The sequence below is a fragment of the uncultured Winogradskyella sp. genome (genome assembly GCF_947501905.1).
Taxonomy (GTDB): Bacteria; Bacteroidota; Bacteroidia; order Flavobacteriales; family Flavobacteriaceae; genus Winogradskyella.
Map to the genome: position 1 here is coordinate 16,714 of NZ_CANMXL010000008.1, position 24,959 is coordinate 41,672.

Genomic DNA, 24,959 nt, shown 5'->3' on the forward strand with positions numbered 1-24,959 from the left:
CTTTGATTCGTTAAAATTAGTAATCGACGTTTCATCTGCTATAAATCTAAAATTTGAAATTTACTGTGACTCCTAAATCTGAAGAATCTTCCATAGGATTATACTGAAAATGTGGACGCATAGCTAAGTTTTCATCAACATTAAATTGTAATAAGTGTGCATCAACATTGGCGTCAATAATGTTTAGCACATAAATACCAACGGTAATTAAAGTAGCAATATCTCTATTGCGCCTAAATTGACGTTGCGCTCTTATAAGTCCGTCATCAGAAATTACGGGCGTAAGTCCAGTTCCATAAAACTCATCGTCTCTAAAACCAGCTAGGCGCCTTTTAAAGGCATCCCGATATCGATTATACTGCCTGTTGTTAAAATCATAAACTAAAATACCACCAGTAATTCCTCCAAGTACGATAGGGATTTTCCAATATTTCTTATTATAGGCTTGCCCCAATCCGGGTAATATTGCAGAATAGAATGCCGCTTTAGATGGTCTAAGCGGATCAATTTCTCTTTTTGAAAGAAGGGCTTTATCAAGCGTTAAGTCATCTATTGTAGTATCTATCGTACTGTCTCTTTGTACTTGAGAAAACCCAAATACTGAAAATAAAAAACAAACTAATAAAAAGGTAAGTTGCTTATTTAGCACTTTTAACAAGTTTTATAATACGATTAAAATCTTCTTCGGAATGAAAGGGGATAGAAATTTTCCCACTACCATTCTTAGCTACTTTAACGTCAATTTTATGCCCAAAGTATTCCGAAAATTCCTTGATGCCTTTTTTAATAGGTTTAGGAAGTTCACTTACTTCAGATGTGTTTTTGGTTCCTGTGGGATTGTTTAGATTTTTCACCAAAGCCTCAGTTGCTCTTACAGAAAGTTTGTTACTTATGATTTTTTCATAAACTTCTAATTGGTCTACTTGACTTTCAATGTTAATCATTGCGCGACCATGGCCCATAGAAATAAAGCCATCACGCATACCAGTTTGTATAATTGGATCTAGCTTTAAAAGACGCAAATAATTAGCAATTGTAGAACGCTTTTTACCAACACGCTCGCTCATTTGCTCTTGAGTTAATTTAATTTCGTCGATTAATCGTTGGTAGGATAGTGCAATCTCAATTGGGTCTAAGTCTTGGCGTTGAATGTTTTCAACCAAAGCCATTTCTAGAGACTCTTGGTCATTTGCTATTCTTATATAAGCCGGAATTGTGGCGTTTCCAATTAATTTTGAAGCTCTAAAACGACGCTCTCCAGATACTAGTTGGTATTTGTTAAATGCTAATTTCCGAACAGTTATTGGTTGGATAACACCTAACTCACGTATTGAAGATGCCAATTCACGAAGTGTCTCTTCATTGAAATTTGTACGAGGTTGAAACGGGTTCATTTCAATATCCTCTATATCTAATTCAACAATATTGCCAACAACTTTATCAGCATTTTTGTCTTGAGCAGAATTTATATCATTATCTGGGTCTTTTAGCAATGCTGAAAGTCCACGACCTAATGCCTGTTTTTTTGTTGCCTTCGCCATTATAAATTCTTTTTAATAATTTCTTTTGCCAAGTTAAGATAATTAACAGCACCTTTACTGCTAACGTCGTAATTGATGATGCTTTCACCGTAACTTGGAGCTTCTCCTAAACGAACATTACGTTGAATAATCGTATCAAAAACCATATCACTAAAATGCTTTTGCACTTCTTCAACGACTTGATTAGATAGTCGTAATCTAGAGTCGAACATTGTTAAAAGCATTCCTTCTATATCTAACGCTTCATTATGTATTTTTTGTACACTCTTTACGGTATTTAATAGTTTGCCCAAGCCTTCAAGAGCAAAATACTCACATTGAATAGGTATAATAACAGAATCCGCAGCTGTCAAAGCATTTAATGTTAACAGGCCTAAAGATGGCGCACAGTCTAGAATAATAAAATCATAATCATCCTTTATTTCTGCTACTGCTTTTTTGAGCATGTATTCGCGTTCATCTTTATCTACCAATTCTATCTCAATGGCAACTAAATCTATGTGCGCAGGTATAATATCTACATTAGGAGCATTTGAAGATACGATAGCATCTTTTGCTGTTTTTGTATGTTCTAAAACTTGATAAGAACCAACCTCTACAGCATCAACATCAATACCTAGGCCTGAGCTTGCATTAGCTTGCGGATCTACATCTATTAGTAAAACATTTTTTTCTAAAACACCTAGAGAAGCGGCTAAGTTTACAGAAGTAGTTGTTTTACCAACACCACCTTTTTGGTTTGCTATGGCTATGATTTTACCCATTAATTGATTTGGTTAATTAAGGGTTTAAAAATACGATTATTTATGGGTTTTGAAAATGGAAGTTGTTAACATACTAGTAATTAAAAAGAGCGACTAATTTGCCGCTCTTTTATTAAACTTATTTATCGTAAATTTTATTCTTCAGGTAATAAAATAGCTTTTAAATATCCCTTTGTTAAATATTTTCTAGCTACATCTTGAAGGTCTTTTTTTGTTAATGCATTTATGTTTTTTTCGTAGTTGAGTACATTATTAATATCAGATTTATTATAGTCTGCACTTCTAATTACATTTAGCCAAAAACGATTTTGCTCCAATTGATCTTTACGAGATAGTAATTTTGCTTTTTTTACTTTATCCAAATCTTCATCTGTAGGTCCATTTTCAATAATTTTTTCGACTTCGGCTATGGATGCTGTAATAAGTTTATCTACATTTTCTGGTGCACATGGGAATGAAATACTGAAATTAAATCTACCATATGGTATTTTACTAATAGAACCTCTTGCGCCAGCACCATAAACACCACCTTCTTCTTCTCTAAGTTTTTCAATAAGCTTTATACTCAATGCTTCAGCAACAGCATCCATTGCTCTAGCTTCTTTAGCATTGTATGCTGTCTCTCCTGACCAACTTAAACGTACTTGACTTTGCGGTTCCGAGCCTTTTCTAACTGTAAGCTCATTTGCTCCTGTTTTTGGTCTAAAAGATGGTACTTTGTATGTTTCTCTATTTTTATTTCCTGGAAGTGATGCAATATAGGTTTCTGCTAGTTCACCTATTTTGTTATCATCTATGTTACCAACAAAATAAAAATTAAAATCTCCAGCATTGGCAAAGCGCTCTTTATACTTTTTGTATGCTAATGCATAATTTGCCTTGTCCAAATCCTCTGGTGATGGTAAACCTGTATATCTAGGATTTCCTTCATTTAAAAATTTGCCAACTGCTAATTGAAAAGAAATATTTGGGTTTGAACCTATATTTCCTAAAAACGCTTTTTGCTTACTCACATATGAGGCAAAAGCTTCATCATCCTTATCTAATTTTGTGAAATACAGATGGATCATTTGAAAAAGGGTTTCTAAATCCTTAGGAGATGCAGAACCTCTTAAATTTTCAGAATAAGTACCTATTGAAGGTCTAACTCTAGCAATTTTACCAGACATCATTTTTGCCATATCATTTTTTGATAAACCATCTAGACTTGCTTCTGCTAGACCACCATTTGCATGTGCAACTTGTAAAAAGTCTTCGTCGCTGTATAATGAAGAACCTCCATAGCTAAACGCGTCAAATAATACTTCATCATTTTTAAAATCAGTCTTTTTGTAAATTATTTTTGCTCCATTACTTAATGTTAGAGTAATAGTTTCATTTAATTTTTCGTGATTATTTATTGTCATATCTACAATACCCCCTTTCGCTGGCTTTGTAGTCATCATCTCACTCCTTACGGCTTCATCCTCATAATCTGATACATCAGATTTTTTTACTTCATCAAGCAATGCAATAACTTCTTGTTCAGTAATTTTTTTGAGGCCTTCTTTCTTTGGTCCAGTTAAAACAACTAAACGATTATCATCATGTAAAAAATCTTTAATTAGAGCATTTACTTCATCTAACTTAATGTTAGGTAGTTCTTCTTTAGCATAACTAAATATCCATGCTTCTCCAGGAATAGGATTTTCTCTTAAAAAATGTTGAACATAGCGTCCAACAATTCTGTTAGATTCTAACTTGTCTTTATTTTTATAAGAGCGTTCAAGTCGTACTAAATAATCTTTTTTAGCGCGCTCAAATTCAGAAGCTTTAAAGCCATAACGTTTTACGCGCTCATTTTCTTCTAGCAAAGTCCTAAGAGCTGCCATTTGTCCAGTTTCATTAGTTTGAGCAAACGATTGGTAAGCTTCTTTATTACCAATGATTTGTCCTTTATAAGAAAAACCAAATATAAAAGGTGGATTAGGTTTGTTGCTGAATTCTGCTAGACGATTGTTAATCATTTGGTCAAACAAGCCTTCGACGACATTGTCTCTATAATCTTTTACTGTTCTTGTTTTTTGTGGCTGTCCTTTGTCCTTATAATAAATTTGAACTTGACTTGATGTTGCTTCTTCATCCCATTCAATAGCTACTAATGTGCCTTCATGATTTTCAGAGCCATATTCCTCTCTTGGTTTTGGGTTCTCAGGATTTTTTAAATCTCCAAAATTAGCTTTAATCTTTTTTTCAAGAGTTTCAACATCCAAGTCACCAACTGCTATTACTGCCATTAAATTTGGTCTATACCAATCCTTTTGAAAATTTCTTACGCTTTCATAATTAAAAGTTTCTAAATTTTCTTTTGTACCAATTGGTAATCGGTCTGCATATCTTGACTTGTATGCAATTTTGTTCAAATAGTTTTTTTGCATACGTGTAGCTGCACCCAATCTTGTACGGTATTCTTCTATAACAACACCACGTTCTTCATCAATATCTTTGTCAGTTAGAAGTGCATTTCCTGCCCAATCGTTTAATATTTGAAATCCTTTATCTAATTTTTCTGGATCATCACTTGGAATAGGTAAAATGTATACAGTTTCATCAAAGCTAGTGTAGGCATTAAGGTCAGCACCAAATTCTATACCAATACCTTGTAGATAATCTACAAGCTCATTTTTCTCAAAATTCTTTGTACCATTAAAATTCATATGTTCCATGAAGTGTGCTAAACCAACTTGATCGTCAGTTTCTAAAATGGAACCAGCTTTTATAGCTAAACGCAATTCCACTTTATCTTCTGGTTTTCCATTATTTTGAATGTAGTAGGTAAGACCGTTAGATAATTTTCCAATTTTCACATCTGGTGTAATAGGTAAGTTATCCGAAGGAACTGAGCCTGTTTTTTGATTCTCAGGATTAGTTGTAATCTGTGCATTTGCGGAAATTGAAAATGCAACTAAACAAAATAAAGTAATACGTAGTAATGCTGAAACTGATGTTTTCATAATTGATGGTTTAATTTAATTTTTTTTCGAACACTCAATTTAGTCATAAAAGTCTGACAAATGTGCGAGTTTGTGTATTTTAACTAAATTTTTAGTTAAAAATTGTGAAGAGTCAAAATAATTAAGATAAATATTAGTCGATGAGTATCTCTAATATCTGAATAGCAGCATCACTAATTTTTGTACCAGGTCCAAAAACGGCAACTGCACCAGCATCAAATAAATATTGATAATCCTGTTTTGGAATTACACCACCGACAATGACCATAATATCATCACGTCCATAAGCCTTTAGTTCTTCAATAACTTGAGGAACTAATGTTTTGTGACCTGCAGCAAGTGAAGAAACGCCAAGAATATGCACATCATTTTCTACAGCTTGTTTTGCAGCTTCTTTAGGTGTTTGAAATAGAGGGCCAATATCTACATCAAACCCAACATCAGCATAACCAGTAGCGACTACTTTTGCGCCTCGGTCATGACCGTCTTGTCCCATTTTGGCAATCATAATACGTGGACGACGGCCATCTTGTTCGGCAAATTGATCCGCTAATTCTCGTGCTTTTTTAAAGCTACTATCGTCTTTTATTTCTTTACTATACACGCCTGAGAATGATTTTATTTGTGCTTTATAACGTCCAAATTCGGCTTCTAGAGCATCGCTAATCTCGCCTAAAGTTGCACGTTTTCGAGCTGCATCTACAGCTAAAGCTAGTAAATTTTCTTCACCCGATTTTGCTGCTTGAGTTAATTTTGATAGAGCTTCTTTAACTTCAGAAGTATTTCTATCTGTTTTTATCTGGTTTAAACGTTCAATCTGTTGTTGTCTAACTGTTTGATTATCCACTTCTAAAATATGAAGCGGGTCTTCTTCTTCAAGTCGGTACTTATTAACACCAACAATAATATCCTGACCAGAATCTATCCGTGCTTGCTTTCTAGCAGCGGCTTCTTCGATACGAAGTTTTGGAATGCCAGCCTCAATGGCTTTTGTCATGCCGCCTAGGTCTTCAACTTCTTCAATTAATTGCCAAGCTTTTTCTGCGATGTCATGCGTTAATTTTTCGACATAATAACTACCTGCCCATGGATCAACAGTTTTTGTAATATGCGTTTCTTCTTGAAGGTATATTTGCGTATTTCTTGCTATACGGGCAGAGAAATCAGTTGGTAATGCAATAGCTTCATCTAATGCATTGGTGTGTAAGCTTTGTGTACCGCCAAAAGCCGCTGCGGAAGCTTCAATACATGTTCTAGCCACATTATTAAATGGATCTTGTTCTGTTAAACTCCAACCAGAGGTTTGGCAATGCGTACGTAAAGCTAAGGACTTTGGGTTTTTAGGATTAAATTGCTTGACGATTTTTGCCCAAAGCATTCGAGCGGCTCGCATTTTTGCAATCTCCATAAAATGATTCATGCCTATGGCCCAAAAGAATGAAAGGCGAGGCGCGAAGGTATCGATATCCATACCAGCTTCAAGCCCTTTCTTAATGTACTCTAAACCATCTGCAAGTGTATAGGCAAGCTCAATATCACAGGTAGCTCCAGCTTCTTGCATGTGATATCCTGAGATACTAATGCTATTAAAACGCGGCATATTGTTACTTGTATATTGAAAAATATCAGAGATAATCTCCATTGAAGGTGTTGGCGGGTATATGTAAGTATTACGTACCATAAACTCCTTTAGAATATCATTCTGTATTGTACCAGCTAATTGTTCTGGTTTTACACCTTGCTCTTCAGCAGCAACAATATAAAATGCCATGATTGGTAAAACGGCACCATTCATAGTCATAGATACTGACATTTTATCTAATGGAATCTGGTCGAAGAGTACTTTCATATCTTCAACAGAATCAATAGCAACACCAGCCTTACCAACATCACCAACAACACGTTCATGGTCACTATCGTAACCTCTATGGGTAGCTAAATCAAAAGCTACAGATAACCCTTTTTGTCCGGCTGCCAAATTACGTCTATAAAAAGCATTACTTTCTTCTGCTGTAGAGAAACCTGCATATTGACGTATCGTCCAAGGTCTACGAACGTACATAGTTGAATATGGACCTCGAAGATTAGGTGCTAGACCAGCAACAAAGTTGAGATGCTCTAAGTCTTTTATATCTTCTTTAGTATATGTTGATTTTACATCAATATCTTCAGCAGTTTTAAATATGCTCTTATCTTGAGTGAATTTATTTTCCTTAGAAGTATCTAACGTAATATGTTGAATGCCTTTTCTTTTCATTAGAAAATCATTTTTTCAATATATGGGTCAAGGTCAATTTCCATCGGTGTAGTTAAATTTAGTAGCACTGATTTTTGATTAGAACTTATGAAATATGCATGCTGAAAATAAAATGTCTTTTCTTTTTTTAAGTCTACTCTAAAAATTGCTTTGAAGACTTGGGCACTAGTTAAGGAGCTGTATTTTGCTGTAATTTTTGTGAACTCTACTTGCGTGTTTTCTGTTGCTCGATTTTGATTCTGTCTAATTATGCCTAATAATTTTTGTGCATCTTGCTTTCTAATCGGCGCATATGGAATTGTATTTACAAAATAAGTAGCATTAACTCTTGGTGCAAAGAAGATGTAACTATTACCTTTTAATCCTCTTAGATTTTTAAGACGTTCTCGCTCTAAAAGAAATTGTTTTTTGTTTTTAACTAGAGAGTCTAAAACGGTTTCGTATTCTGCAGCAGCATAACGTTCGAAAACTTCTGGAAGAAATATTTGAATATCGTCTTCTTCAAGGAAATGTTTTTTCCCAGGTAATGTATTTGTTTCTACTTTTTGCTCAAAAACATTTTCGATTTTAATATCATTTTTACAGGATTGCAAAGTGATTATAAAAATCAATAAAATTGGGGCTATAGATTTTTTCATTGTCATGTTTTATTCTTCATTTAATCTTTTGACTTCCAAATTTTCAGATAGCCTTTTTTCAATAATAGGCTCGATAATAGTTTTTCGCTTTTCAATTTTTAAAAACGGTTGCTTTTCAAGCGTATATTTCATTTTATCAGCTAAATTAGGATGCTTGTTTGTGCCTAAAAGTGTGATATCACCATTGTTAAAAGCAACTTGTTCTTTTTGAGCACTTTCCTTTATTTTACGCTGAATTGTGCCTTCTTTTAACTGATTTAAAAAGCCGCCATTTGCTTCAATATTTTTGAAAAGCTCTAATGCTTTTTCTCCTAATTGAGTTGTTAATTGCTCGATGTAATAAGAACCGTCTGAAGGATTGTTTACAGCATCAAAATAACTTTCACTTTTCAGAATCAATAATTGATTTCTAGAGATACGCTCACCAAACTCAGTTGTTTCTTGAAACAATTGATTGTATGGTTGGTTATAAATTATGTTTGCTCCACCCAAAACGGCACTCATGCACTCTGTAGTTGTACGTAGCATATTTACATTATAGTCGTAAATGGTTTTATTTCGTTTACTTGGTGTTACTGCTATTGTACAATCTTGATTTATATTATAAGTACTTGCAAGCGTACTCCAAAGCTGTCTTAATGCTCGTAGCTTCGCAATTTCAAAAAAGTAATTGCTGCTAATAGGTACATTAAAAGTAACTTTAAGAGACTGTTTTGATGCTGCACTAATCAAATTTTCTAAATGATTTAAATACTCATTTATGTGTGCTAAACCATATGCTAATTGTTGAATATTAGTAGCTCCTGCGTTTTGGTAACAACTAAGGTCTATATAAAGCTGATTGGCGTTTTTTACTGAAGATTCAAATATGGTATGGTCTTCTTTTAGATTTGTAAACCAGTTTCCAGTTCTTACTAGATTTCCAATAATATCATTATTAAATGTTATGCTGTTTGAATTGTTAAGTTCTGAAAACTCTTCAATTAACTCAATGGATAACTTTTTTGCATTAATATGAATTGGTGCATTTATACCAGATACTAATTCTACTAGTTTAATATTCTCATTTTTTAAATTGAAAATAATATGCTCAGCACCTTTGCTTAAAGCCTCTCTAGCAGTTGAATTGGCTTCAGTATTGTCTGTTACATCTATGCTTTGGGAAATCTTCCAATTTGTAGCTTCTGTATTTGAGGTATATGGAAATTTATCAAATTCATCAGCATGATAAAAAGGCTTTACATCAATACCTTCTGATGTTTTCCAAATCAAAGAATCATTGTAATCAGCTCCTTTAAGGTCTACTTGGATTTTCTGCTTCCATTCTTTAGAAGATACAGGATTAAAATCTTTGAATAACGATTTACTCATCTTTCTTCTTTTTTGAAATACTGTCTTCGTATTCTATAATGTAAATCTCTTCTTTTGGCTTTTTCATGTAATACGTTTCCCTTGCTACTTTTTCTACACCTTCTTCTGTGCTTAATTCTTTAATGGCTTTGTCGTCTTTACGCATTTCATTTTTGTAGTACTGCTTTTCATTTTCAAGCGCATCCATATCCTTATTTAAATCTCTATGCAGTAACCAAGAATGTGTGTCAAAAAATATCATCCATATGGCAAAGGCAATTAAGCCAACGACATAAAAGTTTTTTAATGGTTTTAGATATTTCTTGTTGAATTTAGCCATGTTATAAACGTTCGCTAATTATGGTTTTTACAATATCAACCGCAACGGTATTGTATTTATTGTTTGGGATAATAATATCTGCATACTCTTTCATAGGTTCAATAAACTGCTCGTGCATTGGTTTTAAGGTGTTTTGATACCTAGTCAACACTTCGTCTATATCACGACCACGTTCGCTGATGTCTCTTTTAAGACGTCTAATTAAACGTTCGTCACTATCTGCGTGAACAAATATCTTTATATCGAATAATTCTCTAATTTCTGGATTTGTAAGAATCAAAATGCCTTCTACAATAACAACTTTTCTTGGTTTTGTTAAAATGGTATCACCAGTCCTATTATGCTTAACAAATGAATATACAGGTTGCTCAATAGATTTATTTTTTTTTAAATCATTAAGATGGCTAACTAATAAATCAAAATCTATTGATCTTGGGTGATCAAAATTAATTTTTACCCGCTCTTCATAACTTAAATGCGAGGTTTCTTTGTAATAAGAATCTTGAGATATAACTACAACTTCTCCTTCAGGTAGTTCATCAATTATAGTATTAACAACTGTTGTTTTACCACATCCGGTACCTCCAGCAATTCCGATTATTAGCATTTATTGGCTTAGTTTTCGTTTTAAGGTACAAAGTTAGCTAAATAAGCTTATTTTTTGATGAGATTTGCGACTTCTTCTTCTGAAATCATTTTGCCAAAATCATTCCCCCAACTATTATTAATATAATTCATGACATCAGCAATTTCATCATTGCCAAGCCCAAGCGGTGCCATGTAGCTATTATAGGTTTCTCCGTTAACAACGATTTCTCCTTTCATACCTTTTTTTAATCCAAGAATACTTTCTTCTTGGTTATCTTTTAGGTAATCTGAATTTGCTAAAGGAGGAAATGCCTTTGGAACACCTTTGCCATTATCTAGATGACAAACAACACACATATCTTTGTATATGACTTTGCCAGTTTTGATACTTTTTTCCAAAGGAGATAGTTCTTTTAAAGCTTTTGGCTGTTCTTTTTTACTATAACTTACATCCGCTTTTTTATCATTACAGCTTGTGAAAACTAAACCTATTATTAGAAAAAGCAATATTAATTTTGTGCTCATATGTTTATGAATTAGGGACTATTTTTACAATACCTACATTTTCTAATGCTACATAAATAAAACCATCAGGGCCTTGTTTCACATCTCTTACACGTCCCATACCTTCTAATAATTTTTCACGCTTAGTGACTTTATTGTTTTTGATAACTAAACGTTCTAAGTATTCAAATTTTAAGGATCCTACGAGTAAATTACCTTCCCAATCTGGATATTTTTCTGAAGTCACAAAATCCATTCCGCTAGGAGCAATTGATGGTACCCAATAGAATAAAGGTTGTTGCATACCTTCTTTTGCAGTAATATCTGTAAATCTTGTACCGCTATAGTTTACACCATAACTAATCACAGGCCATCCAAAGTTTTTTCCTTTTTGTACAACATTAATCTCATCACCACCCTTTGGGCCATGCTCATGTACCCATATCTTTCCTGTTTTTGGATGTTTAGCCATACCTTGTGGGTTTCTGTGACCATAGCTGAATATTGCTGTTTTAGCATTGACTTCGTTAACAAAAGGATTGTCTTTTGGGATTGAACCATCATCATTTAATCTATAGACTTTTCCACAATCACGAGTAATATCTTGAGGATTTTCATCTCTGTTACCCCGATCACCAATGGAGAAGTACAAATAACCATCATTGTCAAACTCAATACGAGAACCAAAGTGCTGACCACGACGAGAATTTGGACCAGCTTTATAAAGGCGTTTTACATTGGTTAGTGTATTGCCTTCTAGCTTTGCTCTTAACAATGCAGTATTACCACCATTGCCATCACCATCTTCAGAGGCATGGGTAATATATAACCAACCATTGTTTTCATAGTCAGGATGTAATTCTATATCTAACAATCCGCCTTGCCCACGAACATATATGTCAGGTAAGCCTTCAATAAGTGTTTTTTTACCATCTTTAAAATGAATTAATTCACCTGCTTTTTCTGTAATTAACATTGACCCATCAGGTAAAAAAGCCATTCCCCAAGGAATGTTTAAATCAGGAACTATAATTTTTGTTGAGTAGTTAATGTTTGCAGCAGCTTCAGCTTCTACAGAAGATTCTGTACCAACTTCTATTTGTGCTTCTATTTCTGTTACTGCAGCTGTTTCTGTTTTTTTATCTTGTTTTTGTCCGCAAGCTGTAAAGACAATACTCAAAGCAGCTATTAATAATTTTATCTGTTTCATGATAAAGTGGTTTTACGATTTAAAGTTAGACATATTTGTTTAAAACATATAGTTAATATTTAATCCGGTATAATAATTAACAGGATTTCCAGGATAAAAATAGCGCGGTTGACTGCCTGCAAAACTACGAGCATTTATAAGGATTTGCGATGCATAATCTTCATCAAAAATATTATCTAAACCATAAAATATATTTAGAGTAAGTTTTTTTGAAAAGCTTTTCTGAAAACCAACTTTGATATTGGTGAGATTATAGCTATTGCTATATAAACTGTTGCTATCTGTTATAGGTTGTCGACCAACATGTTGAAAATTAATATTACCATAAATACCAATCCTAGAATTAAAATCTAAACCAGCGTTTAAGATATCTGAAGGTACACCTGTTAAATCATTTCCGGAGAAATTATTTTCATCATCTATAAAATCTTCAAATTTGTAATTATTGAGACTATAGTTGAAAAATGCATTCAGTTTAAAGTTTTCATTCTCTATGAGGATTGAGCCTACCCCTAATTCTAAGCCGTCATGAAGTGTTTGGCCAGCATTAACACCTATAAATTGGTCCTGTGCAGTTCGTCTAGCTACTAATAAATTTCTAACATCCAATCTATATATGGCAAGATTAAATTGTAGCTTCTTATTTAAAAGAGTTCCCCGAGTACCAATTTCATAATTCCAACCGGTTTCTGGTTCAAGTTCAGTGTTTATTTGCCCATCAGGTAATAAGGTTTCTTCCAGCGAAATAGGAGAGAAGCCTTGACTAATACTAGAATATAGACTGATATTTTCGGTTGCTAAATATAATAATCCAATTTTAGGAGAAAAAATACCATCAAACTCAAAAGTTCCTGATTGGTCAGGATTGGTATCAGATACAGGAAAACGATCTTCTAAATCATAAGATGTTTGGTTATAATTTAGTCCAGCAACTAATGTGGTTTTATTTGACAACTCGTAATTTATTTCAAAAAACAAATTGTAATAGTTTCTATCTTCTTTAAAATTGGATAATTCATTGCCCTCTACACTTCCTGTACCTTCTGGGAAATCTTGATATAGGTTTTGAAAGGTTTTAGAACTGTAATTGTCTTTAAAATATTCACCGCCTATAGTATAGTTAAGAGTTTTTTGAAAAAGCTGAATATTGCCTAATAGACGACTCCTTATACCATATGCAAATGTGTTTTCATCTAAAATATTGAAAGGCCTAGGTTCATAACCATTTCTAAATGATGTAAAAACACTAGTCATTTGTTTTATGTTTTTATTGTATGAATGATTCCATGTCACACCAAAGATACCACGCTGAGAATCTTCAAAACCTTGTGCTTGACGCCATGTAAAAGCTGCGGCACTTGGATTATTTAAAAAAGTATCTTCATTTATTGAGCTTGGAATAAAGGCTTTTAAATCGACATAACTTCCCAGAAAAGTCAATTCATTCTTTTCATTTATAAAATGATTAGAAGTCAATGTAAAAGTCTGTCTCTCATAATTGTTGTTGTCTCTATAGCCATCAGAATTAGTATTGCTATATACTCCTCTAAAACTATGTTTTGTCGTTCCGTGGTTAAAATTTAAAGTAGATTTTAAAAGACCGAAAGAGCCAAAAGAAAATTCTGAACTAACAGAAGTCTCATTTAAATTTGCGTTTGTTGGTGTAAGCTGAATTGAGCCTCCTAAACCAGCGCCGTAAATACTTGAAGTTGCACCCTTAGTAATGTTTATTTGCGAAATTGTGTTGAGTTCAAAATCTTCGATATTAGTTTCGCCACTACCATTTGTCAATGGAATATCTTTAAAATAGGCTCTTATTTTTGAAGTTCCGAAAAGATTACGAGAACCAATACCTCTTATAGTTAATCTGTTGGTGTTTAAAGCACCGCTTTGCATATAGAGACCAGGAGTTCGGTTAAGAACTTGCGCTATATTTATATCATTACCTAATTCAATATCTTTTTTTGTTAGAATTTCGGTAGTTGTTACTACTCTTTTAAGTGTTTTAGGTATATGGTTGGCATCAATAATAACTTCATTTAATTCTGAGGGCTTTAAAGTCATCTGAATGATTAAGTAATCTTCTGATTCAATGTTTTTGACAATTTTTAAATAGCCTAGGTGTTCAAAAGTATAAGAACCTTTTCTTTCTACTTGGAAGTGCCCATCTGAATTTGAATAGCTTTTAGAATTATCAGATGAAATAACACTAACATTTGGTATGGCTACTCCTGTTTGACTATCAATTATCTTTCCTTTTATCTGAGATAGTAGAGCTAAACTATAACAAGAGAACACTATTGCTAGAATATGCTTTATTACGAAATTTGGTTTATGCTTGATGGTGGTTAGGTTTTAATTGTTACAAAATAACAGATATAAATTGCGATGTCTTCTAAATTATTTGTTAAGGTTAAATAGTTTTGAAAACTTATTTGGTAAACCTTGTATTTTACCTATATTTGCACTCCTAAAATGGTAACTATTCGGGGTGTAGCGTAGCCCGGTTATCGCGCCACGTTTGGGACGTGGAGGCCGCAGGTTCGAATCCTGCCACCCCGACAAAAAAAGCTCAGTGAAGACTGAGCTTTTTATTTGTTGAAATTTTAATAAAATTTAGGTTTTATTCATTAATACGTTTATAGTTTTCTGAATAAACCATATTGCCTTCTTCATCTATTTGTATCTGACTAAATGTATTTTGCGTAAGCACTAGTCTATATTTAAACTCTTGTTGTTCTGCTATAACTTTATTCATTACGCTAGAGCCATATTCCATTTTTTCTGTAAGCGTTGAATCTGTTGCGGTATAACTTCCATAGCCAAACCATTCAATAGAATCTGTTGGTACTAGTTTACTCCACATGACTTTGTCTTTATTAAACATTTTTACTTGTCTGTAGCCTATGTTTGTTTTAAAAGAGTCCGTCAATACATTGTCTTTGTAATTATAAAAGCCAACCATTTCCCAATTACCTTCAATAGAAAGTTGTTCAATGTTATTTAATTCAGATACTTCTTTAGAGATTGGTATTGCAGACTTGTTGTTAGTACATGACATTACAAAAAGTAGAAGTAGTAAGTTGTAAATTGTTGTTTTCATAGCGAGTAGGTTTGAGTGGTTTAACACTCAATAAGTTACAAAAAATAATGATCGGTTTTTAAGTCATAAGATTTATGAATAAAACCATTGTTTCTGTTGATAACTTCTATGTAAGGTTTTGCCTAAAAAAACTACTTTTGCTTTGATTAAATGAATACAATTATGTCAGATACTATAGAAAGAGTAAAATGCCTAATTATTGGCTCTGGACCTGCAGGTTATACTGCCGCGATTTATGCTGCAAGAGCAAATATGGCTCCAGTTTTATATCAAGGTGAGCAGCCTGGTGGTCAGTTAACCACAACTAATGATGTCGAAAACTTCCCAGGATATCCAGATGGAATTACAGGCCCGGAAATGATGATACAGTTACAGAAACAAGCGGAGCGTTTTGGAACAGATGTGCGTCATGGTTGGATTACTAAAGTTGACTTTTCAGGTGATATTCATAAAGTATGGATAAATGGTGAAAAAGAAATGCATGCAGATACTATTATAATTTCTACAGGAGCTTCAGCCAAATATCTAGGATTACCTTCTGAACAAAAGTATTTAGAATTAGGTGGAGGTGTTTCTGCATGTGCTGTTTGTGATGGTTTCTTTTATAGAAATCAAGAAACTGTTATTGTAGGCGCAGGAGATTCAGCTTGTGAAGAAGCACATTATCTATCTAAGTTGTGTAAAAAAGTAACAATGCTAGTTCGTAGAGATGAATTTAGAGCTTCAAAAATTATGGCTGCTCGTGTTAAGAACACTGAAAATATTGAGATTCTTTTTAATACTGAAACAGAAGAGGTGTTAGGAGATGGTCAAGTTGTTACTGGAGTGAGAGTAAAAAATAATATTTCAGGAGATGTACATGATATTCCAGCAACAGGATTCTTTGTTGCAATTGGTCATAAACCAAATACAGATATCTTTAAAGATTATTTAGATTTAGACGAAACTGGTTACATTATCAATGCTGTTCCAGGAACTAGCAAAACTAATGTCGAAGGCGTTTTTGTTAGTGGAGATGCCGCTGACCATGTTTATAGACAAGCAATTACTGCTGCTGGAACAGGTTGTATGGCTGCTCTAGATGCCGAACGTTACTTAGCAGCTAAAGATTCTTCTTTTGAAGTTGCTACATCGACTTATAACTAAGAATGTTATTACATATAAAAAAAGCCGAAGATAATCTTCGGCTTTTTTTATAGTTTCTTTTTTTGAAGTTTCGCAGTATCCGTAAATAGTTCTAACTCTATTTTGGGTTCGCCATAGATATAAGTTTCACTATTGCCCGAAGCATTAAGCTTTAAAGATGTTAAGATATTTAAAGTAGCATCACTATTACTTTCTATTAAAAGATTAGCGTCTTTAATAGTGTAATTTTTTCCAGTAAAATTAGCTGAATTATCAAAACGTAATATTGCATTTTCTGCATCACCTTCTATAGAAGCATCAGCGCTTTGGTAGAGGTCAAAAGATGAAATTTTCCCACTAACAAGAGCGTCAAGTTTACTATTATCACTCATTATAAAAGATGTGCTATCTGCAACTACATTAAGTCTGCTTTTTGATTTATTACTAGCTGAGAAGCTAAAGCTATTGGACTTAACGTTAAGGTAAGCTCTTGAGTTGTTTTCTGTTTTTAGTTTAAAATCATTAAGCTCCATAGACGTTAATGAGCGTAACTCAGCATTATCATAGAGTTCTACTTCTTCAAGGGCATTACTATAGTTTACGGTGATAATTAGTTTCTTTTTAGAGGTAATGCGCTTATTTGTTGTGATATTTAAAACACCTGCACTTACATTAACATCAATAACCTCATGAAGGTTGTCATCTGCTTCAATTTCTACAGAGGCTTTACTATTATAGGCGATTTTTACATCAAAATTATTTTTGATGATTAAAGCATTAAAATCATCAATGTAGGTTTGTTTGATAGTAACGTTCCTATTCCCTTTTATTTTTTCTTTTGATTGCGCATTGCCAAAATGCACAATTCCAAATGTTAGAAATAAAATGTATATGAGTTTGTATAGTTTCATAATCATTTGTTTTATAATAAACATCTACTGTAATTATACGCTTTTTTTGACGTTACAGATGTTTATTTCATTTTAAAATGTATTAGCTAAACAAATATATGCAAAAACCATCCCAAACAATATGATGTGTTTGAAATGGCTTTTGTTAACTGAATTGGTATTCAGTTTGGTTGGATTGGTTGTTGATTGACTTTAATATATAATACTTTTGATAGCATTCTCTATTCTTGGAGCGTGACTTGCCCCCATAGTTATAAATACAGTCTCTCCCATATTTACTTGTTCATATATAATATTTATCATGTGTTTGTTTCTTGCCAGATTTGAATCATTCCATATATCATGGAGGTATCCAGGATAACCATAGCCCGATTTAAAGGTTCTCCAATCCAATTCTGGGAAGTCCACTCTCCATATACTATCAATTTCTTGCCATTTGGAAATTGAGTTTCTCAATTTTTTATAATCTGTTCGCTCTTTTATTAATGCTTGTAAATTATCTTCATTTCTTTCTCCTTCAGGTAATTGAAAATAAGGTCTCAATGAATAAAACATAGCTAGTTTTTTTGCTGAATGCTTTTTTGATAGCATTTCAATTTCATCTTCTCGAGAAGGCTCCCAAGTATATAAATCTATATTGCTTTCTTTTGCTAATTGAGTAGTTAATCCACTTTCGCCATACTTTTTGATTGGGTTATGAATCCATTTAAAGAAAAAGCCTAATCGACCTTCTACCAATGCAAATGTTGGTTTATGTTCTTTCCAATAGTGTCTAATAGAGTCAAATTGACTATGGCTTGGATTGTTTATATGATTAGTTCCCACTACAATTACCTTTCCACCTGACTCCGAATTTTGTGTAAATATATATGGTCGTCTATGTTCACTTGCTATCTTCATATAAGTCTCCATATCCATTATGGGACTAACTAGCTCAACTTCATTTTTTGTTTTGTAATAAGATGGAGATTTCCATATAACATCAAAATAGAATAGTACTACAAATAATGAAATTAATAAAAGAATACTATAGATAACTCTTCGCGCCATTACTATTGTTTTCTAATACTACCAGAAACACCGTCACTTTTATTGACTTTTTCAGGATTACCTGAGTATTTAATGCTTCCGCCACTTGTAGCGTTTGCCGTCAACTCTTTAGATGTATTAACAGAAATGCTTGCGCCACTTGTTGCAGAAACTCTTGTAGTTTTTGCTTTTAAATCTCCAGCTCTTACATAACTTCCACTAGTTGCAGAAACACTTAATTCATCAGTACGTCCACTGATTTTAATTCCTGCGCCACTTGTAGACTCACATTTAAGTCTATTGGTTATAATATCAATATCTACATGACTACCACTAGTAGATTCAATGGTTAGCTTATCCATATCAAATGTGTTCTCAGAAGCTACATAAGCACCACTTGTTGTTTCTATATCATATAATCCTCTAACAGTTAGGATTACTTTTTTTGAAGTAGATGATTTTATGTTTTCGTTAGTTGAGATTCTTAGAACACCATTATCTTCGTCTACTTCTGTAGTAATTACGTCTTGTAAGTTTTGATCAGCCTCTACTTTAAGAGATACAGTGTTACCTTGAGTTAACTCAACTTCAACACCTCTACTTACTTTTATTTTATCAAAGTCGTCGGAGATATTACGTTTTTCGATTGTTACATTTCCGTCACCTGAGACGCCAGGTCCGAGATTAACGTCAAAGACGCAGGATGTTATAAATAGTGCAACTATACTTGCTGCGATAATTCTTGCTAATGTGCTCATGATTGTTTGTTTTTTGATTGACCCTTCGACTAGCTCAGGCCGAGTGATTATTGTTTAATTGCTGTTTCAACTATTTTTCCATTTTCCTTAACTACCATTCTAGATATGTTTCCATTTTCATTTTTTGTGAATTCAAAAATGAGAGATGCTTCTGAATGTGCAAAAGTGTTTTGAGATATGGCTACTATTATTGCTTCCATTTCACCAGCTTTTAGGCTAAGATTATTACCGCTAAGTTTTATAGTAACATTTCCAGTTTTTGGAGCTTTGTAATTCCCAGTATATGAACTCAATATTTGTTGAGGTATTACAACAGATTTAAGCTCTTTCTTAATCTCTTTTGCGATATGATTATAACTAAACACACGCTTAATCTCCCATTTTCCATTGGTTAATAACCATAAATGCGAGAATTGAGCAGAGTTGTCACTGTCATCGAATTTTAAATCTTTTACCTGTGAGAAATAATGAACTCCTTTTTGGATAGTACCATAAAGTTTTCCGTTATTGTATAAAGGAAAAACTTCTAAGCTTTCTTCAACTAGGTATCGATTTATCTTTTCTGTATTATTTGGTTTACATAGGCCACTTTTTACACCTTTAATAAAAACAGTTTTTCCTTTTTCAATACCGCTTTTATCGTGGTAAAACTCTAAATCTTCAGCTAAAAACCTTTCAAATTGGCTAATATCACAAGTATTAAAACCAACACTAAATAGTAAACTATCGTTGGTTTTTAATGTTTTGTATAACTCAGAGGTTTTATCCACTTGAGCATATGCAATACCGGAAGTGATTATCAGTCCGATAGTGCATAGCAAAAGTATTTTGATTGATTTTGATTGATTCATGTTTTTGATTGATGATTTAAAAACAGTTCAAATATTTAAAAAATGATTGGTTGGTAAAATTTTAAATACCTGAACTGTTGATTGATTGACCTGAATTGTTAATTGTCGTTGTTTTTAGTTTTGATTTCGACACCAGTTTCGTCATCGATTCTTACTTGGACATCAGAACCATTTGCTTTAATGCCATCGGAATCGATTTTTAGTTTCACACTGTCACCAGATTTAATAACAATGCCTTCTTCCGAATTGATTTTTAAAGAACTTCTTTGGTTTCTAGTCTCATATTCAGTTTCTTCTTCGGTACAAGATTCGCAGATAACATCATCTTCAATAATTCTTAAATACTTTTCTTCCATGCCATTATCTAAGATGTCATTGTAATAACTTGAATTTCTGTGAAAACTATAAGTATTATTGTCTGCATAGAGTATAGAACCTTCAGGTAGATAAACTATTACTGTGACTTCTTGTTCACTAAATTTATTATCTAAACTAGTAGTTAGGTAGGCATCTAGTTTTAATTCGTTATTACTAAATGCGTAATTGTAATTTATGTTTTGTGCTCTTTGTTTTGCTACATCATAGTTGCTCCCTGAAGCCCTTTTCTCTATTACTATTCTACCTATTGAATCAGTAGTAGATCTTACTATAAGTCTTATGTCTGAATTATAAATGATGCGGTCATCATTTTCTTCTCTAGCTAAACTGTAACTGTTGTTATGTCTATAGAAATACTTATTATAATTTTCATTTGTGACCATTTTTACTGTTAAAGTATCATTTGGCCTTATGTCTAATTGTTCTTTAGCTGTAACTCTTGAGTCAAATGCGTGTTCAGTTGCTTGCTTAACACCAGTAACTGCTAATCCTATTATGGCAATTATCCATAAACCAAAAAGTGTAAATTTTGCAGGATTTCCTATAGATTTTAAGTTGTTTACTAAGATTTTTAATCCTAGATAAAACAAAAAGAAAAATGGTATTCCTACAGCAAAAAATAGCAGAAGGGACATTAACCAAATAGGAACATTAGCAGTATTAGCAGCATCTACAAAATCCATTCCTGGAAAGTGTACAGCATCTGTAACTCCTATGGTAAAGAAAGCAATAAGAAGTCCTAATAAGGCACTTATACCAGTTATAATCATTATAATCCCAAAGAACTTAGCAAAGACTTTAAGAAAGAACATGACGATGTCTCCTATAGTTTCAAAAAAGTTTCGTGACTTGTTTTTTAGTCGGTTACCTTGCTTTTCAAAATCTACACTTTTTACAGTTTCTGATATGTTGTCAGCGACATTTTCAAAACCTTCTTTAATATTGTCTCCGTGTTTTTTAAAGTCTACATTTTTAACCTTCTCGGATACAACGTCAATACCGTCTTTAATTTTTTTTTCGATGTTGCTAATATTTACCGGTTCACCAGTCATGGTTAGCTTTTCGGCTGTTGTACCAGCTTCTGGGACTAAAGCCCAGAAGATGAGATAGATTAAAATAAAAGTACCGCCAGAAAGTAAAGCAAATAATGCCCAAAGTAAACGTACCCAGACCATGTCTATACCCAAATAGTGACTAAGACCAGCAGCTACACCACCTATGTAAGAGTTATCTGTATCACGGTATAGTTTTTTGCTTGGCCCGCTTTTGGTTTGTCGTTGTTTTTTGTGTTGAGGTTCGTCTTCAAAAATTTCATCGTCAACCAAATAATCTTCTGGTTGCCCCATGATTGTAATAACCTCGTCAACGAGTTTTATACCTACAACTTGTTTGTCGTTTTGTATGCGCTCACTAAAAAGTTCTGCGATACGTGCTTCTATATCTGATATAATTTCAGAGCGACCTTGAGAGTCTGTAAATGAACGTCTTATAGCCTCAAGATAGCGCGATAACTTAAGATATGCGTCTTCGTCTATATGGAAGAATACCCCTGCTAAATTTATATTGACTGTTTTATTCATTTTTTTGTTGTTTTTGTGCGTGTTACTAGGTTTACTGCGTTTTGTAATTCACTCCAAGTCGTGTTTAATTCTTTTAGGAATAACTTCCCTGTTTCCGTAAGACCGTAATATTTTCTTGGCGGTCCAGAAGTAGATTCTTCCCAACGATAATTGAGAAGTCCTGCGTTTTTTAATCTTGTCAATAGCGGATATATAGTTCCTTCTACAACAAGCATTTTTGCGTCTTTAAGCGTGCCAAGAATTTCTGCAACGTATGCATCATCATCTTTTAAGATGGATAAAATGCAGTATTCTAAAACGCCTTTACGCATTTGTGCTTTTGTGTTTTCTATCTTCATACTTTTATGAGATTAACATTTAATAAACTGTTCATTTTTTGATTGATTTGATTGATGATTGGCTGAAATAATCCAGCATATATTATTTTAAAAAATTGATTGTAAGTGGATAATTATAGTCTTTTCCGTCTCTTGCTGATATACTAGCTTTTACAATAAGTGCTAACTCTATTAAAAAGCCGAGAAAGGCAATAATGCCTATCCCACCAGTTATGTAGAGTAAAGGAGAAGGTCTTCCTATATTAATATGAAAATCGTAAATCCCATTAAAATCTATAAAGTCTATACCATTGAAAACTTTAAAAATGAAAAATGGGATACTAATTGTACCAATAATTAAAGCATATAAAAGAATACTTATCTGAAAATTAATAGCTTGTTTTCCATGTTTGTCAACAAAGTCTGATTTATCCTTGTTAGCTACCCATAATACAATTGGTCCTATGAAATTTCCAAATGGTATTAGGAATCTTGAAAAAGTAGATAAATGTATAAAAGTTGCTATGTTTTTATGATGCTCTGTTGTCATTTTACAAAAGTATATAATAGTTTCTTATGCAAATATATATCCAAACAAAGGTATTATGCAAAACATAGTACTAAAAATTAACAATTTATTAACATATTCGAATGATTGAATATATCATTTTAATAAGTGACTCTATCCTTTAAATACAGGCAATTCCATAAAAAAATGACATGAAAAAATGAAGATATTGAAAACTAGAACTAAGATGTTTAATGATTTTTTGAATATAAATATTCACGTAGCTTATATACCAAGAAGAGTAAAAAGGCTATAATGATAATGTATATAAACTTCATAATGATTAGTCATTGTCTATTTATATAACAGCTATGATTTAATAACACCTACTTTTTCAATAAAATGTTTCTTAAGACATAATTTAGTTATCCCAAAGTGATATATTTATATCATATAATTTGTCATGTTTTATTATGAGAATAACACCACGTAAATTAAATTCCTTTTTATTATTCAAATTACCCGCGGCATATTTTACTGGCGTAAGAGCTACGTATTTAGATGATGCCAAATGTACTGTTAGTGTAAAGTACCGTTGGATTAATCAGAACCCATTTAGCTCTATGTTTTGGGCAGTACAAGGTATGGCAGCAGAGTTAACTACGGGTGCTTTAGTGATGAAAAAGATTAGAGAGAGTGGTCAAAAAGTATCCATGTTAGTGGCTAGTAATAATGCATCATTTACAAAAAAGGCTACAGGAAGAATCACTTTTGAATGTATTGAAGGCTATAAAATCGATGAAGCCATCTCCAATGCTATAGATACTAAAGAAGGGCAAACCGTCTGGTTAAATGCAAAAGGTATTAATAAAGAAGGCATACAAGTATCTGATTTTAATTTTGAATGGACGTTAAAAATAAAAAGTGAATAGTTATATTTTCAATACTTCGCTGAAGTAAAAATGTAGTTGAATTGTTTGTAACAAAATCATAATCAATTCAACATATATGTAAATCAAAAAAATAATCAATAAGATGACAGCACACGAAATAGATTATCGTATTTACGGAGAAGAAATGCAATATGTAGAAATAGAACTTGATCCACAAGAAGGTGTTATTGCAGAATCTGGAAGTTTTATGATGATGGATGATGGGATAAAAATGGATACCATTTTTGGAGATGGTTCACAAAAAGATAAAGGTTTTTTAGGTAAAATATTAGGCGCAGGAAAACGTATTCTTACCGGTGAGAGTTTGTTTATGACCGCTTTTTATAATGACCTTGTAGGAAAACGAAATGTATCATTTGCTTCACCCTATCCAGGAAAAATAATACCAATTGATTTGACAGAATTTGGAGAAAAGTTTATATGTCAAAAGGATGCTTTCTTATGTGCTGCAAAAGGTGTAAGTATAGGTATTGAGTTTTCTAAAAAACTTGGACGGGGTCTTTTTGGAGGCGAAGGTTTTATTATGCAAAAACTCGAAGGTGATGGTATGGCATTTGTTCATGCAGGAGGAACAATGGCAGAAAGAACTTTGGAAGCCGGTGAAGTTATGCGTGTCGACACAGGCTGTATAGTTGGATTCACACAAAATGTCAATTATGATATCGAGTTTGTAGGCGGTATAAAGAATTCAATATTTGGAGGTGAAGGTTTGTTTTTTGCCAAACTTGAAGGTCCAGGAAAAGTATACATACAATCACTACCATTTAGTCGACTAGCAGACCGAGTTATTGCATCTGCACCAAAAGCTGGAGGAAAAAGTAGAGGAGAAGGTAGTATTCTTGGAGGCCTCGGCGATTTGTTGGATGGTGATAATCGATTTTGATTCTTTAAAAATTGAGGTAAGATTTTAAAAAGGTTGTGTTTTTTGCGCAACCTTTTTTAGTTCAGAGCATCTTAATTACATGAACTAAAAAAAAAATGCAATGAGAAATTTTACTTTATTATTTAGATTTTTACTAGTCTATGACTTGTACTATTATCAAACTATGAATGTCCCAGATACTAACTTCAAAAGATGCATTAGTTAAGACTAATTTTTCTTTTGCAGATAACCGATTTTAAAAACATCCATAAGAGGTTTTCTTAAACTGCTAACAACTTCTTATGGTTTAAACATCCACATTAAAAAAATAATATGAAAAAAATAAATAAAATAATCTTTGTCGGTCTCTTAGCATTGCTAATGGGATGTAACGACGCA

The 24,959-nt window shown here is 32.9% G+C and carries 23 protein-coding genes and 1 tRNA gene; 4 read left to right on the top strand and 20 right to left on the bottom strand.

Annotation, left to right across the window (positions count from 1 at the left end; all coding sequences use genetic code 11):
- Window positions 1-46: 46 nt before the first annotated feature.
- The 12 genes from Q0770_RS14475 to Q0770_RS14530 all read right to left on the bottom strand — a co-directional run bounded on the left by Q0770_RS14475 (window position 47) and on the right by Q0770_RS14530 (window position 14,483).
- Window positions 47-649: a DUF5683 domain-containing protein gene (locus tag Q0770_RS14475; protein WP_299118135.1), complete on the bottom strand. Its 603-nt coding sequence runs from the start codon at window positions 647-649 to the stop codon at window positions 47-49.
- Window positions 639-1,541, bottom strand: coding sequence for a ParB/RepB/Spo0J family partition protein (locus Q0770_RS14480; protein ID WP_299118136.1), 903 nt, complete (start codon window positions 1,539-1,541; stop codon window positions 639-641). The genes Q0770_RS14475 and Q0770_RS14480 overlap by 11 nt, the downstream gene beginning before the upstream one ends.
- The gene (locus tag Q0770_RS14485; RefSeq protein ID WP_299118138.1) at window positions 1,541-2,305 is read right to left on the bottom strand and encodes a ParA family protein; all 765 of its coding nucleotides are present in this window, start codon (window positions 2,303-2,305) and stop codon (window positions 1,541-1,543) included. Before Q0770_RS14485 ends, Q0770_RS14480 begins: the two co-directional genes overlap by 1 nt.
- A 134-nt stretch (window positions 2,306-2,439) precedes the next feature.
- The gene (locus Q0770_RS14490) at window positions 2,440-5,298 is read right to left on the bottom strand and encodes a pitrilysin family protein (protein WP_299118140.1); all 2,859 of its coding nucleotides are present in this window, start codon (window positions 5,296-5,298) and stop codon (window positions 2,440-2,442) included.
- A 133-nt stretch (window positions 5,299-5,431) separates the two neighbouring features.
- Window positions 5,432-7,555 (bottom strand): methylmalonyl-CoA mutase, encoded by a 2,124-nt coding sequence (gene scpA / locus Q0770_RS14495; RefSeq protein WP_299118141.1) that lies wholly within the window; start codon window positions 7,553-7,555, stop codon window positions 5,432-5,434.
- Window positions 7,555-8,193 carry a hypothetical protein gene (locus Q0770_RS14500; protein ID WP_299118142.1) on the bottom strand — a complete coding sequence of 213 codons (639 nt, stop codon included), beginning with the start codon at window positions 8,191-8,193 and terminating at the stop codon, window positions 7,555-7,557. The genes scpA and Q0770_RS14500 overlap by 1 nt, the downstream gene beginning before the upstream one ends.
- Before the next feature lie 9 nt (window positions 8,194-8,202).
- Window positions 8,203-9,564 carry a methylmalonyl-CoA mutase subunit beta gene (locus Q0770_RS14505; protein WP_299118144.1) on the bottom strand — a complete coding sequence of 454 codons (1,362 nt, stop codon included), beginning with the start codon at window positions 9,562-9,564 and terminating at the stop codon, window positions 8,203-8,205.
- Complete coding sequence (locus Q0770_RS14510) at window positions 9,557-9,883, bottom strand: septum formation initiator family protein (protein ID WP_299118145.1); 327 nt, start codon at window positions 9,881-9,883, stop codon at window positions 9,557-9,559. The genes Q0770_RS14505 and Q0770_RS14510 overlap by 8 nt, the downstream gene beginning before the upstream one ends.
- Window position 9,884: 1 nt before the next feature.
- On the bottom strand, window positions 9,885-10,490 hold the full coding sequence (gene udk, locus Q0770_RS14515; protein ID WP_299118146.1) for a uridine kinase: 606 nt from the start codon (window positions 10,488-10,490) through the stop codon (window positions 9,885-9,887).
- Between the two features lie 47 nt (window positions 10,491-10,537).
- Window positions 10,538-10,996 (bottom strand): cytochrome c, encoded by a 459-nt coding sequence (locus tag Q0770_RS14520; RefSeq protein ID WP_299118147.1) that lies wholly within the window; start codon window positions 10,994-10,996, stop codon window positions 10,538-10,540.
- A 4-nt stretch (window positions 10,997-11,000) separates the two neighbouring features.
- On the bottom strand, window positions 11,001-12,185 hold the full coding sequence (locus Q0770_RS14525) for a PQQ-dependent sugar dehydrogenase (protein ID WP_299118148.1): 1,185 nt from the start codon (window positions 12,183-12,185) through the stop codon (window positions 11,001-11,003).
- A gap of 39 nt (window positions 12,186-12,224) precedes the next feature.
- Window positions 12,225-14,483: a TonB-dependent receptor domain-containing protein gene (locus Q0770_RS14530; protein WP_299118149.1), complete on the bottom strand. Its 2,259-nt coding sequence runs from the start codon at window positions 14,481-14,483 to the stop codon at window positions 12,225-12,227.
- 189 nt (window positions 14,484-14,672) lie between these two features.
- Between Q0770_RS14530 and Q0770_RS14535 the strand changes: the two genes are divergently transcribed.
- Window positions 14,673-14,747: transfer RNA gene (locus Q0770_RS14535), tRNA-Pro, on the top strand.
- A 61-nt stretch (window positions 14,748-14,808) separates the two neighbouring features.
- Here the strand turns inward: Q0770_RS14535 and Q0770_RS14540 are convergent.
- Window positions 14,809-15,288, bottom strand: coding sequence for a hypothetical protein (locus tag Q0770_RS14540; RefSeq protein ID WP_299118150.1), 480 nt, complete (start codon window positions 15,286-15,288; stop codon window positions 14,809-14,811).
- A gap of 162 nt (window positions 15,289-15,450) precedes the next feature.
- Here Q0770_RS14540 and trxB point away from each other — a divergent pair, with 162 nt between their 5' ends.
- A complete protein-coding gene (gene trxB, locus Q0770_RS14545; protein WP_299118151.1) occupies window positions 15,451-16,434 on the top strand; it encodes a thioredoxin-disulfide reductase in 984 nt (327 codons plus the stop codon).
- Window positions 16,435-16,481: 47 nt separating this feature from the next.
- Here trxB and Q0770_RS14550 read toward each other — a convergent pair whose 3' ends face one another.
- The 7 genes from Q0770_RS14550 to Q0770_RS14580 all read right to left on the bottom strand — a co-directional run bounded on the left by Q0770_RS14550 (window position 16,482) and on the right by Q0770_RS14580 (window position 22,787).
- The gene (locus Q0770_RS14550) at window positions 16,482-17,324 is read right to left on the bottom strand and encodes a GIN domain-containing protein (protein ID WP_299118153.1); all 843 of its coding nucleotides are present in this window, start codon (window positions 17,322-17,324) and stop codon (window positions 16,482-16,484) included.
- 192 nt (window positions 17,325-17,516) lie between these two features.
- Window positions 17,517-18,374, bottom strand: coding sequence for a hypothetical protein (locus tag Q0770_RS14555; RefSeq protein ID WP_299118155.1), 858 nt, complete (start codon window positions 18,372-18,374; stop codon window positions 17,517-17,519).
- 2 nt (window positions 18,375-18,376) lie between these two features.
- On the bottom strand, window positions 18,377-19,111 hold the full coding sequence (locus tag Q0770_RS14560; RefSeq protein WP_299118157.1) for a head GIN domain-containing protein: 735 nt from the start codon (window positions 19,109-19,111) through the stop codon (window positions 18,377-18,379).
- Between the two features lie 47 nt (window positions 19,112-19,158).
- Window positions 19,159-19,962 (bottom strand): DUF3471 domain-containing protein, encoded by an 804-nt coding sequence (locus tag Q0770_RS14565; RefSeq protein ID WP_299118159.1) that lies wholly within the window; start codon window positions 19,960-19,962, stop codon window positions 19,159-19,161.
- Window positions 19,963-20,060: 98 nt separating this feature from the next.
- Window positions 20,061-21,920, bottom strand: coding sequence for a PspC domain-containing protein (locus Q0770_RS14570; RefSeq protein ID WP_299118161.1), 1,860 nt, complete (start codon window positions 21,918-21,920; stop codon window positions 20,061-20,063).
- Entirely contained in the window at window positions 21,917-22,258 is a 342-nt protein-coding gene (locus Q0770_RS14575) for a PadR family transcriptional regulator (protein WP_188374066.1), read from the bottom strand. Before Q0770_RS14575 ends, Q0770_RS14570 begins: the two co-directional genes overlap by 4 nt.
- Window positions 22,259-22,340: 82 nt before the next feature.
- Window positions 22,341-22,787, bottom strand: coding sequence for a DUF4870 domain-containing protein (locus Q0770_RS14580; protein WP_299118163.1), 447 nt, complete (start codon window positions 22,785-22,787; stop codon window positions 22,341-22,343).
- 431 nt (window positions 22,788-23,218) lie between these two features.
- On the opposite strand from Q0770_RS14580, the gene Q0770_RS14585 reads away from it, so the two are divergent.
- Both Q0770_RS14585 and Q0770_RS14590 read left to right on the top strand, forming a co-directional pair.
- On the top strand, window positions 23,219-23,677 hold the full coding sequence (locus Q0770_RS14585) for a DUF4442 domain-containing protein (RefSeq protein ID WP_299118165.1): 459 nt from the start codon (window positions 23,219-23,221) through the stop codon (window positions 23,675-23,677).
- 103 nt (window positions 23,678-23,780) lie between these two features.
- Window positions 23,781-24,581, top strand: a complete 801-nt coding sequence (locus tag Q0770_RS14590; protein ID WP_299118167.1) for a TIGR00266 family protein — start codon at window positions 23,781-23,783, stop codon at window positions 24,579-24,581.
- Window positions 24,582-24,959 lie beyond the last annotated feature (378 nt).

What these genes read in the sequence shown, in the direction of transcription:
- Q0770_RS14480 (WP_299118136.1), bottom strand. Translation starts at nt 1,541, where the DNA reads ATGGCGAAGGCAACAAAAAAACAGGCATTAGGTCGTGGACTTTCAGCA.
- Q0770_RS14485 (WP_299118138.1), bottom strand. Translation starts at nt 2,305, where the DNA reads ATGGGTAAAATCATAGCCATAGCAAACCAAAAAGGTGGTGTTGGTAAA.
- Q0770_RS14490 (WP_299118140.1), bottom strand. Translation starts at nt 5,298, where the DNA reads ATGAAAACATCAGTTTCAGCATTACTACGTATTACTTTATTTTGTTTA.
- scpA (WP_299118141.1), bottom strand. Translation starts at nt 7,555, where the DNA reads ATGAAAAGAAAAGGCATTCAACATATTACGTTAGATACTTCTAAGGAA.
- Q0770_RS14500 (WP_299118142.1), bottom strand. Translation starts at nt 8,193, where the DNA reads ATGAAAAAATCTATAGCCCCAATTTTATTGATTTTTATAATCACTTTG.
- Q0770_RS14505 (WP_299118144.1), bottom strand. Translation starts at nt 9,564, where the DNA reads ATGAGTAAATCGTTATTCAAAGATTTTAATCCTGTATCTTCTAAAGAA.
- Q0770_RS14510 (WP_299118145.1), bottom strand. Translation starts at nt 9,883, where the DNA reads ATGGCTAAATTCAACAAGAAATATCTAAAACCATTAAAAAACTTTTAT.
- udk (WP_299118146.1), bottom strand. Translation starts at nt 10,490, where the DNA reads ATGCTAATAATCGGAATTGCTGGAGGTACCGGATGTGGTAAAACAACA.
- Q0770_RS14520 (WP_299118147.1), bottom strand. Translation starts at nt 10,996, where the DNA reads ATGAGCACAAAATTAATATTGCTTTTTCTAATAATAGGTTTAGTTTTC.
- Q0770_RS14525 (WP_299118148.1), bottom strand. Translation starts at nt 12,185, where the DNA reads ATGAAACAGATAAAATTATTAATAGCTGCTTTGAGTATTGTCTTTACA.
- Q0770_RS14540 (WP_299118150.1), bottom strand. Translation starts at nt 15,288, where the DNA reads ATGAAAACAACAATTTACAACTTACTACTTCTACTTTTTGTAATGTCA.
- trxB (WP_299118151.1), top strand. Translation starts at nt 15,451, where the DNA reads ATGTCAGATACTATAGAAAGAGTAAAATGCCTAATTATTGGCTCTGGA.
- Q0770_RS14550 (WP_299118153.1), bottom strand. Translation starts at nt 17,324, where the DNA reads ATGAAACTATACAAACTCATATACATTTTATTTCTAACATTTGGAATT.
- Q0770_RS14555 (WP_299118155.1), bottom strand. Translation starts at nt 18,374, where the DNA reads ATGGCGCGAAGAGTTATCTATAGTATTCTTTTATTAATTTCATTATTT.
- Q0770_RS14560 (WP_299118157.1), bottom strand. Translation starts at nt 19,111, where the DNA reads ATGAGCACATTAGCAAGAATTATCGCAGCAAGTATAGTTGCACTATTT.
- Q0770_RS14565 (WP_299118159.1), bottom strand. Translation starts at nt 19,962, where the DNA reads ATGAATCAATCAAAATCAATCAAAATACTTTTGCTATGCACTATCGGA.
- Q0770_RS14570 (WP_299118161.1), bottom strand. Translation starts at nt 21,920, where the DNA reads ATGAATAAAACAGTCAATATAAATTTAGCAGGGGTATTCTTCCATATA.
- Q0770_RS14575 (WP_188374066.1), bottom strand. Translation starts at nt 22,258, where the DNA reads ATGAAGATAGAAAACACAAAAGCACAAATGCGTAAAGGCGTTTTAGAA.
- Q0770_RS14580 (WP_299118163.1), bottom strand. Translation starts at nt 22,787, where the DNA reads ATGACAACAGAGCATCATAAAAACATAGCAACTTTTATACATTTATCT.
- Q0770_RS14585 (WP_299118165.1), top strand. Translation starts at nt 23,219, where the DNA reads ATGAGAATAACACCACGTAAATTAAATTCCTTTTTATTATTCAAATTA.
- Q0770_RS14590 (WP_299118167.1), top strand. Translation starts at nt 23,781, where the DNA reads ATGACAGCACACGAAATAGATTATCGTATTTACGGAGAAGAAATGCAA.